Raw genomic sequence first — 12,916 nt, 5'->3', positions numbered from 1 at the left:
TTGGTATCGTTCTTCTCGGCTGAGGTGCTTGTACATTGGGCAATTTCGATTTGGCGGTTAAAGCGGCCATGATGCTCTCGCATCCTCAGCCACCTATAACCAGTTCATCTTTGTTGCACTTCGTCCTTGAATCCGCCAAACTTAAGATCCAATTTCAGGCAATCTTATTTTTATGACCATGACAACCAGAGATCAAACATTCCAAGACACAGCCCAAGCGCTGGGATATTCTTTTGATGGGGAACTCAAAATCGGCGGCCATTACTCCCCCTTAGTTAGGGATGGTCATACCCTTTACATCAGCGGGCAGATTCCCCGTGTACAAAACGAGGTGGTTGTAACGGGGCGAGTGGGTACTGACACGGATTTGCAACAAGCCCAACTTGCGGCTCAAATTTGCACGATGCGCGCCTTGGCTTTGGTGCAGCGTGAATTGGGAACCTTGGACAAGGTGCGCACAGTGCTGCGCATCACGGTTTATGTGCAATGCGCAGAAAATTTCACGCAGCACAGCGAGGTGGCCGATGGTGCTTCGCATTTGCTATCCCGCATTTTGGGCGATGCGGGAACGCACACACGCACATCGGTGGGGGTGTATCAGCTGCCCAAAAATGCATCCGTGGAATTGGATATGGTGGTTTCTGAGTGTCCAGAGTTGGTTGCGCACTCTGATTCGTCTACTCACTTTTGATGAAATTTCGTGCTTGAAACTTCTGTGAACTTTTCTTCCTCTCGCTCGCGTGCGTGTGCGCTCGCCGTGATCCTCCCTGTCCTTGTTTGGTCCGGCTGGCAACCGTATGACCGAGCCACTTGGTGGATGGAGGTTTTTCCTGTGCTCTTGGTGGTGCCAGTCCTTTGGTGGACGCGTGATCGTTTTCCACTGACACCTTTGCTCTACGCCTGCATTGCTTTGCATGCGGTGGTGCTCATGGTGGGTGGTGCCTACACCTATGCGCGTGTCCCCTTGGGGTTTGAGTTGGCGCAGTGGTTTGATTGGCAGCGCAATCCTTACGACAAAATTGGGCATTTCATGCAGGGCTTTGTGCCTGCGTTGGTCGCCCGTGAAATTTTGCTGCGTGGTCAATGGGTGCAGGGCCGCAAGATGCTGGTGTTTGTCGTGGTGAGCATCGTATTGGCGATCAGTGCCTCGTATGAGCTGATCGAATGGGGCGCCGCACTCATGCTTGGACAGGGTGCCGATGAGTTTTTGGGGACGCAGGGCGATCCATGGGACACCCAATCGGACATGTTCTTTGCGCTGCTTGGCAGCATCATGGCCTTGGTCACGCTAGCCCGTTCGCAAGATCGACAAATTCAGGTGCTGTCGCGCAGCAGCATCTGACGGCTATGAACCAAAAAATGGTTCAAGTTCGACTGGATAGCATGCACTACGCGTTTCAAACAGCCGCCGGGGTTCGCCGCCTGAACATGCCCCACCCTTCCATGTTCAGCACTTTGTCTCCGTGCTGATTGAACATTTCCCAGCGGTTTCGGGTCATGCCTACGTCGGGCCGTTTGCCCATGGGTTTGGTTTCCAGCACGGTGGTTTGCAAGCGCAATGTGTCGCCTGGAAAGACGGGTTTGAGCCACTGAATGCCTTCCAGCCCCGGCGAGCCTAGGCTGGATGTTTCGTGTAGAAAATTGGTCACCATCAGCCGCATGGCCATGGAACAGGTGTGCCAGCCACTGGCGCACAAACCCCCAAAGACAGAGGCTTTGGCGGCTTCGTCGTCGAGGTGAAACGGCTGCGGATCGAACTGGCTCGCGAAGGCGATGATTTCTTCGCGGGTAGGGGTGATGGTGCCCAAGTCGCGCACTTGGCCGACGGCGAAGTCTTCCCAGTAATACTTGATGTTTTTGCGCATCAACGGCCTCCTGAAACGTCCAAAAAGCTCATGGTGGTGTATTCGGCCTTGTCGGACAGCAGCCAAACAATGGCTTGCGCCACCTCTTCTGCCGTGCCGCCGCGCTTGGCAGGGACCAAATGTTGCAAGTCTTTCACGCGGTTGGGCAGGCCGCCCGAGGCGTGGATGTCGGTGTCAATCAGGCCGGGACGCACGGCGTTGACGCGAATGCCTTCGCCAGCCACTTCTTTGGCGAGGCCGATGGTGAAGGCGTCAATCGCGCCCTTGGCTGCCGCGTAGTCCACGTATTGGCTGGGTGCGCCCAAGCGCGAGGCCGCGCTGGAAACGTTGACGATGCTGCCGCCCGTGCCACCGTGAGCGGTGCTCATGCGGCGCACCGCTTCGCGGGCGCAGGCGATGGAGCCCAGTACGTTGATGCGCATCATGCGCTCTAACCGAGCCCAGCTCATTTCGTCGACGCGGGCGGTGGCGTCGACCACGCCTGCGTTGTTGACCAAGCCTGAGAGGCGGCCCATCTTGGCGTCGATTTGCTCAAACATTCGCAAGATTTGCGCTTCATCGCCCACATCGGCCTGCACGCTCATGGCGTTGCCACCGGCTTGCCGGATTTGCCGCACGACCTCATCGGCTGCCAAGGCGTTGGCGGTGTAGTTGACGGCGACAGACCAGCCGTTTTTGGCAGCCAAGAGCGCGGTGGCGGCACCAATGCCTCGGCTCGCGCCAGTGATCAATAAAACGGGGCTCATGTCGTGTCTCCTAAATGCTGGAATGAAAAAGGTGTTTTACGCACCATAGCAGCCGAGCGCTGCCGAGCGAGTAACCTCCTAGACACTTGTTTCATTTCATCTTCAGAGAGTTAAACCATGAACGTTTCATTGACAGCCGCCGACGGCTTTGAATTTCCCGCCTATGTGGCTAAACCCGCAGGCCAACCCAAAGGCGCCGTGGTGGTCGTGCAAGAAATTTTTGGCGTGAACGCACACATCCGCGAAGTGGCCGACGGTTACGCCGCAGCGGGTTACTTGGCCGTGGCCTCCGCCACCTTCCACCGCGCCAAACAGGGCGTTGAACTGGGCTACACCGCAGACGACATGCAGGCGGGCATGGCCCTCAAAGCTGCTGTGGAGGCGTTGCCTGAGCTCGGCGTGATGGCCGACATTCAAGCGGCTGTGGATTACGCGGCCAAAACGTCAGGCGGCAAAGTGGGTATCGTGGGTTACTGCTGGGGCGGGTTGCTCACATGGCGCGCTGCCGAGCAAGTCAAAGGTTTGAGCGCGGCCGTGCCTTACTACGGCGGCGGCTCGACCTCCGAGGCCGAGCGCGTGCGTCAACCGCATTGTCCCGTGTTAGCCCACTTCGCAGAGCAAGACGGTTGGATTCCGATGGACACGGTGCAGGCCTTCATCCAAGCTCAACCGAAAGTGGAAGTTCACACCTACAACGCGCACCATGGCTTCAATTGCAACCACCGCGATGCGTACCAAGAGGCGTCAGCGAAGTTGGCGTTGACGCGTACCTTGGCGTTTTTTGAGAAGCACTTGGCGGCTTGATCGACTAGATCGGCTGCAGCGAGGCCTAGGCGCAAGACCTCGCTACCGCATCTCGCGGGGCGAGATGGGAGCAGCGAGTGGCCAGCGATCAGCCTTGGCGAATCTTCTTCGCCGCGTCTATGGCAAAGTAAGTCAACACGCCATCTGCGCCTGCGCGTTTGAAGGCGAGCAAGCTTTCCATCATCACCGCGTCGTGGTCGAGCCAGCCGTTTTGCGCGGCGGCTTTGAGCATGGCGTATTCGCCAGACACTTGGTAGGCGAAGGTGGGCGCGTGAAACTCGTCTTTGACGCGGCGCACCACGTCGAGGTAGGGCATGCCGGGTTTGACCATCACCATGTCGGCGCCTTCGGCGATGTCCAGCGCCACTTCGCGCAGGGCTTCGTCTGTGTTGCCGGGGTCCATTTGGTAGGACTTTTTGTCGCTCTTGCCCAAGTTGGCGGCTGAGCCGACCGCATCGCGGAAGGGGCCGTAAAACGCGCTGGCGTATTTGGCGCTGTAGGCCATGATGCGGGTGTGAATGTGTCCCTTGGCTTCAAGTGCTTCGCGAATGGCGCCGATGCGGCCATCCATCATGTCGCTGGGGGCCACGATGTCCACGCCGGCGTCGGCTTGGGTCATGGCTTGCTTGACGAGCATGTCAGTGGTGACGTCGTTCAAGATGTAGCCGGTTTCGTCTAACAAGCCGTCTTGTCCGTGGTTGGTGAAGGGGTCGAGCGCCACATCGGTCATCACGCCCAGTTCGGGGAAGCGTTTTTTGAGCTCGCGCACCACATGCGGGACCAAACCGTCGGGGTTGGTGGCCTCAATGCCATCGGGGGTTTTGAGGTGACCGCTGATGACGGGGAACAAGGCCATCACGGGGATGCCCAGCTTCACGCATTCTTCGGCCACGGGCAGCAGCAAATCGAGGCTGAGGCGCTCAACGCCGGGCATGGAGCCCACCGCCTCGCGGCGCTTCTCGCCTTCGAGCACGAAGACGGGGTAAATCAAGTCGTTCACGCTCAACGCGTGTTCGCGCACCAATCGGCGGGTGAAATCGTCACGGCGCAGACGGCGAGGGCGGTTGGCGGGGAAGGAGGCGAAAGGGTGTTGCATGGCCAAAATTGTGCCTTAAGCCTTGGTGCACCGCTGTCATGTGTGAGCACCGCTAAACTGCAGCCATGCTTTGGATCAAAACCTTTCACATCGTTTTCGTGGCCAGCTGGTTCGCCGGTTTGTTTTATTTGCCCCGAATTTTTGTCAATTTAGCGCAGGTGCCTGCCGAATCGGTGGCGGAGGAGGCGCGTTTGTTGTTGATGGCGCGTAAGTTGATGCGCTTTACCACCTTGTTGATGGTGCCTGCCGTGGGCTTAGGCCTTGTGCTCTGGCTGGGTTATGGCATTGGCCAAGGGTCAGGCAACGGCTGGATGCATGCCAAGTTGACGGTGGTGTTGCTGGCGCTGGGCTACCACCACGGCTGTGGGGTGTTGCTGCGTAAATTTGAGGCGCATGCGAACACGCGTAGCCATGTTTGGTACCGCTGGTTCAACGAGGTCCCTGTGGTGTTGTTGACCGTGGCGGTGATTTTGGTGGTGGTCAAGCCTTTCTAACGGCGAGCAGGTCCATGCGTAAAACTTCTGCATGGCCTTTGTCGCAGCTGTGCGTCGCGTTGATCATTTATGCCAGTCTGTACCCGTTTGATCAGTGGCGTGATCAAGGCATTGCCCCTTGGGCATTTTTGGGCGCGCCTTGGCCCAAATATTGGACGTGGTTTGATGTTGCCTCCAACGTCCTTGGTTACGCCCCGTTGGGCTTTTTCTTGACCCTGAGCGCGATGCGCATGGGGTGGCGCGGTGCCATTGTGTGGCCCGCTACCTTGGCGGCGGCCTTGCTGTCGTTGACGATGGAGGGGCTGCAGAGCTATCTGCCTGCACGCGTGCCGTCACAGGTGGATTTGTTGCTCAACATCGCGGGTGGCTGGATAGGCGCTGTCTTGGCCAGTGGCTTAGAGCGTATGGGCATGCTGCACCGATGGAGCCAGTTTCGCGCCCGTTGGTTTGTGCGGGACGCGCACATGGCCTTGGTGCTGATGGCGATGTGGCCGGTGGCTTTGTTGTTCCCTGTCGCGGTGCCCTTGGGCCTCGGGCAAGTGTGGGAACGGGTGGAAGACGCCTTGACCAGTGCGTTTGATGCCACCCCCTTTGCGGACTGGATTCCGCTGCGCGCCTTCGAGCTGGAGCCGCTGCTGCCCGGCGCCGAATTGTTGTGCGTGATGCTGGGTTTGTTGATTCCGTGTTTGCTCGGGTTCGGTGTGATTCGTCAGTTGGGGCAGCGCATCTTTTACGCCATGTCTGTCGTGGTGGTGGGGCTGACCATGAGTGCGTTGTCGGCTGCTTTGACATATGGCCCCGCGAACGCTTGGACGTGGTTGAGCTTGCCCGTGATGCTGGGTTGGGGCTTGGGTTTTGTGCTGGCGCTGGTTTTTGCGGCTTTGCCTGCGCGCACATGCGCGGCATTTTTGTTGCTGACCTTGGTGGTGCAGCAAAGTGTGTTGAACCAGTCGCCCGAAAGCGCGTATTTCGCACAAGTCCTGCACACATGGGAGTTGGGGCGCTTCATTCGGTTCCATGGTTTGGTTCAATGGTTCGGTTGGTTGTGGCCTTATGCGGTGTTGGTCTGGGCCTTGGCTCGGGTCAGTCGCGAGCGTCATGGAGAAACCTAGAATCAAGGCATGACACAAGCTCCTTACTACAAGCACCACATCTTTTTCTGTCTGAACCAGCGCGAGAACGGCGAATCTTGCTGTGGTCAGCAAGGCGCACAAGAAGCGTTCAACCAATGCAAAGCTGAGATCAAGGCGGCGGGTTTGTCCGGCCCAGGCGGCGTGCGTGTGAACAAAGCCGGCTGTTTGGACCGCTGCGCGGCCGGGCCTGTGGCGGTGGTCTATCCCGAAGGCGTTTGGTACAGCTTTGTAGACCAAACGGATGTGACGGAAATTATTGAAAGCCACCTCAAGAACGGCCAAGTGGTGGAGCGCTTGTTGGTGCCTGCCCATGTCGGGCGCTGAGGTCGCGTGATGAACTCTCAAACTCAAAAAATCACATTGCAGGGCGAAGCTGGTTTGATCGAGGCTTTGCGTGACGAGCCCATGGGGGTGTCGCGTGGCGTCGCCATCGTGGCGCATCCGCACCCTTTGTTCGGCGGCACGATGGACAACAAGGTGGTGCAAACCTTGGCGCGTGCGTTTGTTCAGTGTGGTTGGACCGTGGTGCGCTTTAACTTCAGAGGCGTCGGTGCTTCTGCGGGGGAGCATGATGCGGGCGTGGGCGAAGCGCGCGACATGTTGCGTGTGGTGGATCAAGTGGCGCCCGAGGGGCCGTTGGCTGTGGCGGGGTTTTCATTTGGTTCGTTTGTAGCCAGCCATGCGTTGGCTGAGTTGTGTACGCACCGAACGATCGATAAAGTGGTGTTTGTGGGCACGGCCGCTCAGCGCTTCACGGTGGCGCCCGTGCATCCTGATTTGCACGACAAAACTTTGGTGGTGCATGGCGAGCAAGACGACACGGTGTCTTTGGCGTCGGTGATGGATTGGGCGCGCCCGCAAAGCTTGCCGGTCACAGTGGTGCCGGGGGGCGGCCATTTCTTTCATGGACAATTGCCGCTTCTCAAGAGCTTGGTTGTTCGCCATTTGCAAGCTTGAGCGCGCCAAGCACGTTTGACGACTCCAACCAGCGCCGATCTTTCTTGATTTGGCGCCCAATACAGACTTTCTAACTGCTGCAACTCGCTGCCTTGCAGCTTCAATGAACTCGGAATTTTCATGACACGCACTTTGCGCACCACCCTGCTGGCTTGTTTGATCAGCTTTTCGGCTGTTTTCAACGCCCATGCTCAAGCGGTCCAACCCCCAGAAATCGCCGCACGCGCCTACTTGTTGATCGATGTGACCGCGCAGCAAGTGCTGGCGGAGTTGGATGCCGATAAGCCAATTGAGCCCGCTTCGTTGACCAAATTGATGAGCGCTTATTTGGTGTTCGATGCGCTGAAGTCTAAAAAGATCAGCTTGCAGCAAACCTTTTCGGTGAGCGAGCGCGCTTGGAAGATGCCAGGCTCGCGCATGTTCATTGATCCCAAAATGAAGGTGCCTGTTGAAGACTTGGTCAAAGGCATGATTGTTCAGTCGGGCAACGATGCCACGATGGCGCTGGCTGAGGGGGTCGGTGGGACGGCCGAGCATTTTGTGCAAATGATGAATGCGCAAGCCAAAGCATTGGGCATGAATGCGACCGGCTACAAAAACCCCGAGGGGTTGACCGAGCCCGGCCACACCACCACCGCGCGCGACCTGGGGGTGTTGGCCAGTCGCCTGATGCAAGATTTCCCTGAGTATGTGGGTTACTACGCGATCAAAAAATACCGATACGCGGGAACGCCTGCGTCGAACGAAAGCAACCGCAATTTGCTGTTGTTTCGGGACCCGAGTGTGGATGGCTTGAAAACAGGTCACACCGACGCCGCTGGTTTTTGCTTGATTGCCACGGCCAAGCGCGATGCGCCCGGTGTTGGCCCACGTCGCTTGCTGTCGATTGTGCTGGGGGCGTCGAGCGAAAACGCGCGAGCCACCGAGTCGCAAAAGCTGTTGAACTGGGGTTACACCGCGTTTGATGCTGTGAAATTGTTTGAGGCAGGCCAAGCGGTGGTGACGCCAGCGGTTTGGAAAGGGCGTGGCAGCGCCATCAAGTTGGGCCGTTTTTCGCCCATCGTGGTGGCTGTGCCTGCCGGCGCTGGCGGACGATTACAAACCCAAGTGGCTCGGCCTGAGCCTTTGTTGGCCCCTTTTACCCGAGGCCAAGTGGTGGGGAGTCTCAAAGTGACGCTCGATCAAAAGCCTTTGGTCGATGTGCCCTTGGTCGCGTTAGAGGCCGTAGAGCAGGCTGGATTGCTCGGCCGCGCCTGGGATTCGGTGCGACTTTGGGTGAAATAAACGGCTTCATGGGATGCTGATACACTAGAAGGCTTTTCGGAATTTCCGAAGGGATTCACGTTTTCTTTTTTAATTCAAACGTTTAGGGACGTTTTTCAATGCCAACCATCAATCAACTGGTGCGTCAGGGGCGCGAAGTCGAAACGACTAAGTCCAAAAGCCCTGCGATGCAAAACTCGCCGCAACGCCGCGGCGTCTGTACCCGTGTCTACACAACGACACCTAAAAAGCCAAACTCTGCGCTGCGTAAAGTCGCCAAAGTTCGCTTGACCAACGGTTTCGAAGTCATTTCGTACATCGGCGGTGAAGGCCACAACTTGCAAGAACACAGCGTTGTGCTCGTGCGCGGCGGTCGTGTCAAAGACTTGCCAGGTGTGCGTTACCACATCGTGCGCGGTTCGCTCGACTTGCAAGGCGTGAAAGATCGCAAGCAGTCGCGTTCTAAGTACGGCGCTAAAAAGCCTAAGGCTAAGTAAGCAACCGGTCTTTTGACTGAAAAAGGTGCTGTTTCCCGCGTGGCGCGGTGAATCGGCGTAGTGACCCGCTGTGGGTCGAGTAAGTGAAAACCAAAATGGTTTTTGCGGTATCTGAAAAGATGCCAACTGAAGCAATTAAGAGGTGAAATATGCCACGTCGTCGCGAAGTCCCTAAACGTGAAATCCTGCCGGATCCAAAGTACGGCAATGTCGAGCTGTCTAAATTCATGAACGTGATCATGGAAGGCGGCAAAAAAGCGGTTGCTGAGCGCATCATTTACGGTGCTCTGGAGCAAATCGAACAAAAGTCGGGCAAAGACCCCGTCGAGTTGTTCACCGTTGCTATCAATAACGTCAAGCCTATGGTGGAAGTTAAATCCCGCCGTGTGGGTGGCGCTAACTACCAAGTGCCTGTTGAAGTGCGTCCTGTGCGTCGCTTGGCTTTGTCCATGCGTTGGCTCAAAGAAGCTGCTCGCAAGCGTGGCGAAAAGTCGATGGCTTTGCGCTTGGCTAACGAGTTGCTGGAAGCCTCTGAAGGCCGTGGCGGTGCTATGAAAAAGCGTGACGAAGTTCACCGCATGGCCGAAGCCAACAAGGCGTTCAGCCACTTCCGCTTCTAAATTCAAAGGTAAAAAATGGCTCGCAATACCCCCATTGAGCGCTATCGCAACATTGGTATTTCAGCGCACATTGACGCTGGTAAAACCACCACGACAGAGCGTATTCTTTTTTACACCGGTGTGAACCACAAGATTGGTGAAGTGCATGATGGCGCTGCCACCATGGACTGGATGGAGCAAGAGCAAGAGCGTGGTATCACGATCACTTCTGCTGCCACCACGTGTTTCTGGAAGGGCATGGATGGCTCTTTCGCTGATCACCGCATCAACATCATTGACACCCCTGGTCACGTTGACTTCACGATTGAAGTTGAGCGTTCCATGCGCGTGCTCGACGGTGCTTGCATGGTTTACTGTGCGGTGGGTGGCGTTCAGCCCCAATCCGAAACCGTGTGGCGTCAAGCTAACAAGTACAAAGTGCCACGTTTGGCCTTTGTGAACAAGATGGACCGTACAGGTGCCAACTTCTTCAAAGTTGTGGAGCAGATGAAGTTGCGCCTGAAGGCCAATCCTGTGCCAATCGTGATTCCAATCGGCGCTGAAGAAAACTTCACCGGCGTGGTTGATCTTCGCAAAATGAAAGCCATCATTTGGGACGAAGCGTCTCAAGGTATGAAGTTCACTTTCGAAGAAATTCCAGCTGACTTGGTGGAGTTGGCCAAAGAGTGGCGCGAGAAGATGGTGGAAGCTGCGGCTGAAGCCTCGGAAGAGTTGATGAACAAGTACCTTGAAGAAGGCGACTTGACTGAAGAAGAAATCACACACGGTTTGCGTGTGCGTACCATCAACAGCGAAATTCAACCCATGTTGTGCGGTACAGCGTTCAAGAACAAAGGCGTTCAACGTATGTTGGATGCGGTGCTTGAATTGATGCCTTCTCCGTTGGACGTGAAAGCCATCAAGGGCTTTGACGAAGACGAAAAAGAAGTGATCCGTAAAGCGGATGACAACGAAAAGTTCTCAGCCTTGGCATTCAAGTTGATGACCGATCCATTTGTGGGTCAGTTGACTTTCGTGCGCGTTTATTCTGGCGTTCTGAAAAAGGGCGACACCGTGTACAACCCTGTGCGCGGCAAGAAAGAGCGTATCGGTCGTATCGTGCAGATGCACGCCAACAACCGTGAAGAAGTCGACGAAATCCGTGCGGGCGACATCGCTGCTTGCGTAGGCTTGAAAGACGTGACCACAGGTGAAACCTTGTGCGATCCAGCGGCCGTGATCACCTTGGAACGCATGGTGTTCCCTGACTCCGTGATTCGCCAAGCTGTTGAGCCAAAGACCAAAGCTGACCAAGAAAAAATGGGCATGGCTTTGTCACGTTTGGCTGCAGAAGATCCTTCTTTCCGCGTGCAAACCGACGAAGAATCTGGCCAGACCATCATTGGCGGTCAGGGCGAATTGCACTTGGAAATTATTGTTGATCGCATGAAGCGCGAATTCGGTGTGGAAGCCAACGTGGGCAAGCCTCAAGTGGCTTACCGCGAGACCATCCGCAAGACCGTTGAAGATGCTGAAGGCAAGTTCGTGCGTCAGTCTGGCGGTAAAGGTCAGTACGGTCACGTGGTGCTCAAGGTTGAGCCTCAAGAAGCTGGCAAAGGCTTCGAGTTCGTTGACGCGATCAAAGGTGGTGTGGTTCCTCGCGAATACATCCCTGCGGTTGAAAAAGGCGTGATCGAAGCATTGGGCCAAGGCGTGTTGGCTGGTTATCCAGTTGTTGACGTCAAGGTGACCTTGCACTTCGGTTCGTACCACGACGTGGACTCGAACGAAATGGCCTTCAAGATGGCTGCCATCTTTGGTTTCAAAGAAGGTTGCCGCAAAGCTCAGCCAGTCATTCTGGAGCCCATGATGGCTGTGGAAGTTGAGACACCTGAAGACTACGCTGGTAGCGTGATGGGCGACTTGTCCTCACGTCGTGGCATGGTGCAAGGTATGGACGACATGGTCGGTGGCGGTAAAGCAATTAAAGCTGAAGTGCCATTGTCTGAAATGTTCGGCTACTCGACCACACTGCGTTCCATGTCACAAGGCCGCGCAACTTACACGATGGAATTCAAGCACTACGCTGAAGCACCTCGTAACGTTGCTGAAGCCATCGTGGCTGCACGCGCCAAGTAATCAAACCCCATGGGGCTGCGTCAAGCGGCCCCTGTCTGCGACGATGCGCCGCCCTGTCACCCGTGCGGGGCGAATCAGCAGCATCGTGCAGACATAAAACCTGTACACGGGCCTGCTCTTTGGAGAAAAGAAATGGCAAAAGGAAAATTTGAACGTACCAAGCCGCACGTGAACGTCGGCACGATTGGTCACGTTGACCACGGCAAAACAACCTTGACTGCAGCGATCACCACGATCCTGTCGGCCAAGTTTGGCGGCGAAGCGAAGGCTTACGACCAAATTGACGCGGCTCCCGAAGAAAAAGCGCGTGGTATCACGATCAACACCGCTCACGTTGAGTACGAGACCGAGTCCCGTCACTACGCGCACGTGGACTGTCCTGGTCACGCCGACTATGTGAAAAACATGATCACTGGCGCTGCCCAAATGGACGGCGCTATTTTGGTGTGTTCCGCTGCTGACGGCCCAATGCCGCAAACTCGCGAGCACATCTTGTTGGCTCGTCAGGTGGGCGTGCCTTACATCATCGTGTTCTTGAACAAGTGCGACATGGTGGATGACACTGAGTTGTTGGAGCTGGTCGAAATGGAAGTGCGCGAGCTCCTCGACAAGTACGATTTCCCAGGCGACGACACACCGATCATCCACGGCTCTGCCAAATTGGCGCTGGAAGGCGACAAGGGTCCTTTGGGCGAAGAGGCTATTTTCAAATTGGCCGCTGCTTTGGACAGCTACATCCCTACGCCTGAGCGCGCAGTGGACGGTGCTTTCTTGATGCCAGTGGAAGACGTGTTCTCGATCTCGGGTCGCGGTACGGTGGTGACAGGTCGCGTTGAGCGCGGCATCATCAAAGTCGGCGAAGAAATCGAAATCGTGGGTATCGTTGACACAGTCAAGACCACATGTACTGGCGTGGAAATGTTCCGCAAATTGCTGGATCAAGGTCAAGCGGGTGACAACGTGGGTATCTTGTTGCGCGGTACAAAGCGCGAAGACGTGCAGCGCGGTCAAGTGCTGTGCAAGCCCGGTTCAGTCAAGCCACACACTCACTTCACAGCTGAGATCTATGTGTTGTCTAAAGACGAAGGCGGCCGCCACACCCCATTCTTCAACAACTACCGTCCACAGTTCTACTTCCGTACGACTGACGTGACCGGCGCGATCGAATTGCCAGAAGGCAAAGAGATGGTGATGCCTGGTGACAACGTGTCGATCACTGTGAAGTTGATCCACCCGATTGCGATGGAAGAAGGCTTGCGCTTCGCGATTCGCGAAGGCGGCAAGACCGTTGGCGCTGGTGTGGTTGCTAAGATCATTGCCTAA

At 56.2% G+C, this 12,916-nt stretch carries 15 protein-coding genes; 12 read left to right on the top strand and 3 right to left on the bottom strand.

The features are described from left to right. The first annotated feature begins 172 nt into the window (after positions 1 to 172). Both RMS95_RS05105 and RMS95_RS05100 read left to right on the top strand, forming a co-directional pair. Positions 173 to 691, top strand: coding sequence for a RidA family protein (locus RMS95_RS05105; RefSeq protein WP_310644170.1), 519 nt, complete (start codon positions 173 to 175; stop codon positions 689 to 691). A 24-nt stretch (positions 692 to 715) separates the two neighbouring features. Continuing rightward, the gene (locus RMS95_RS05100) at positions 716 to 1,342 is read left to right on the top strand and encodes a DUF2238 domain-containing protein (protein ID WP_310644168.1); all 627 of its coding nucleotides are present in this window, start codon (positions 716 to 718) and stop codon (positions 1,340 to 1,342) included. A 55-nt stretch (positions 1,343 to 1,397) separates the two neighbouring features. Here the strand turns inward: RMS95_RS05100 and RMS95_RS05095 are convergent, their stop codons facing one another. Together RMS95_RS05095 and RMS95_RS05090 are read right to left on the bottom strand one after the other, a co-directional pair. Next, a complete protein-coding gene (locus tag RMS95_RS05095; RefSeq protein ID WP_310644167.1) occupies positions 1,398 to 1,865 on the bottom strand; it encodes a MaoC family dehydratase in 468 nt (155 codons plus the stop codon). Beyond that, positions 1,865 to 2,611, bottom strand: coding sequence for an SDR family oxidoreductase (locus RMS95_RS05090; RefSeq protein WP_310644165.1), 747 nt, complete (start codon positions 2,609 to 2,611; stop codon positions 1,865 to 1,867). Before RMS95_RS05090 ends, RMS95_RS05095 begins: the two co-directional genes overlap by 1 nt. A 117-nt stretch (positions 2,612 to 2,728) precedes the next feature. Between RMS95_RS05090 and RMS95_RS05085 the strand changes: the two genes are divergently transcribed. Continuing rightward, positions 2,729 to 3,415 carry a dienelactone hydrolase family protein gene (locus RMS95_RS05085; protein ID WP_310644163.1) on the top strand — a complete coding sequence of 229 codons (687 nt, stop codon included), beginning with the start codon at positions 2,729 to 2,731 and terminating at the stop codon, positions 3,413 to 3,415. An 88-nt stretch (positions 3,416 to 3,503) separates the two neighbouring features. On the opposite strand, the gene hemB is transcribed toward RMS95_RS05085, so the two are convergent. Continuing rightward, positions 3,504 to 4,511: a porphobilinogen synthase gene (gene hemB / locus RMS95_RS05080; RefSeq protein WP_310644161.1), complete on the bottom strand. Its 1,008-nt coding sequence runs from the start codon at positions 4,509 to 4,511 to the stop codon at positions 3,504 to 3,506. A gap of 65 nt (positions 4,512 to 4,576) precedes the next feature. Here hemB and RMS95_RS05075 point away from each other — a divergent pair, with 65 nt between their 5' ends. From RMS95_RS05075 to tuf, 9 genes are all read left to right on the top strand, one after another. Next, a complete protein-coding gene (locus RMS95_RS05075) occupies positions 4,577 to 5,005 on the top strand; it encodes a CopD family protein (RefSeq protein ID WP_310644159.1) in 429 nt (142 codons plus the stop codon). A 14-nt stretch (positions 5,006 to 5,019) separates the two neighbouring features. Next, positions 5,020 to 6,117, top strand: coding sequence for a VanZ family protein (locus RMS95_RS05070; protein WP_310644156.1), 1,098 nt, complete (start codon positions 5,020 to 5,022; stop codon positions 6,115 to 6,117). Positions 6,118 to 6,126: 9 nt separating this feature from the next. Beyond that, on the top strand, positions 6,127 to 6,462 hold the full coding sequence (locus tag RMS95_RS05065) for a (2Fe-2S) ferredoxin domain-containing protein (protein ID WP_310644154.1): 336 nt from the start codon (positions 6,127 to 6,129) through the stop codon (positions 6,460 to 6,462). Positions 6,463 to 6,471: 9 nt separating this feature from the next. Next, positions 6,472 to 7,095, top strand: coding sequence for an alpha/beta fold hydrolase (locus RMS95_RS05060; protein ID WP_310644152.1), 624 nt, complete (start codon positions 6,472 to 6,474; stop codon positions 7,093 to 7,095). Positions 7,096 to 7,215: 120 nt separating this feature from the next. Then, entirely contained in the window at positions 7,216 to 8,379 is a 1,164-nt protein-coding gene (locus RMS95_RS05055) for a D-alanyl-D-alanine carboxypeptidase family protein (protein WP_310644150.1), read from the top strand. A gap of 98 nt (positions 8,380 to 8,477) precedes the next feature. After that, positions 8,478 to 8,855 carry a 30S ribosomal protein S12 gene (rpsL, locus tag RMS95_RS05050; protein ID WP_066708835.1) on the top strand — a complete coding sequence of 126 codons (378 nt, stop codon included), beginning with the start codon at positions 8,478 to 8,480 and terminating at the stop codon, positions 8,853 to 8,855. Positions 8,856 to 9,004: 149 nt separating this feature from the next. Then, positions 9,005 to 9,475 (top strand): 30S ribosomal protein S7, encoded by a 471-nt coding sequence (rpsG, locus tag RMS95_RS05045; protein ID WP_310644147.1) that lies wholly within the window; start codon positions 9,005 to 9,007, stop codon positions 9,473 to 9,475. 15 nt (positions 9,476 to 9,490) lie between these two features. After that, positions 9,491 to 11,593 carry an elongation factor G gene (fusA, locus tag RMS95_RS05040; protein WP_310644145.1) on the top strand — a complete coding sequence of 701 codons (2,103 nt, stop codon included), beginning with the start codon at positions 9,491 to 9,493 and terminating at the stop codon, positions 11,591 to 11,593. Between the two features lie 132 nt (positions 11,594 to 11,725). Then, on the top strand, positions 11,726 to 12,916 hold the full coding sequence (tuf, locus tag RMS95_RS05035; RefSeq protein ID WP_310644143.1) for an elongation factor Tu: 1,191 nt from the start codon (positions 11,726 to 11,728) through the stop codon (positions 12,914 to 12,916).

The organism is Limnohabitans sp., assembly GCF_031539175.1.
Classification (GTDB): Bacteria; Pseudomonadota; Gammaproteobacteria; order Burkholderiales; family Burkholderiaceae_C; genus Limnohabitans.
The sequence above is the reverse complement of the archived record's forward strand: the minus strand, read 5'-3'. Positions and strand labels throughout refer to the sequence as shown.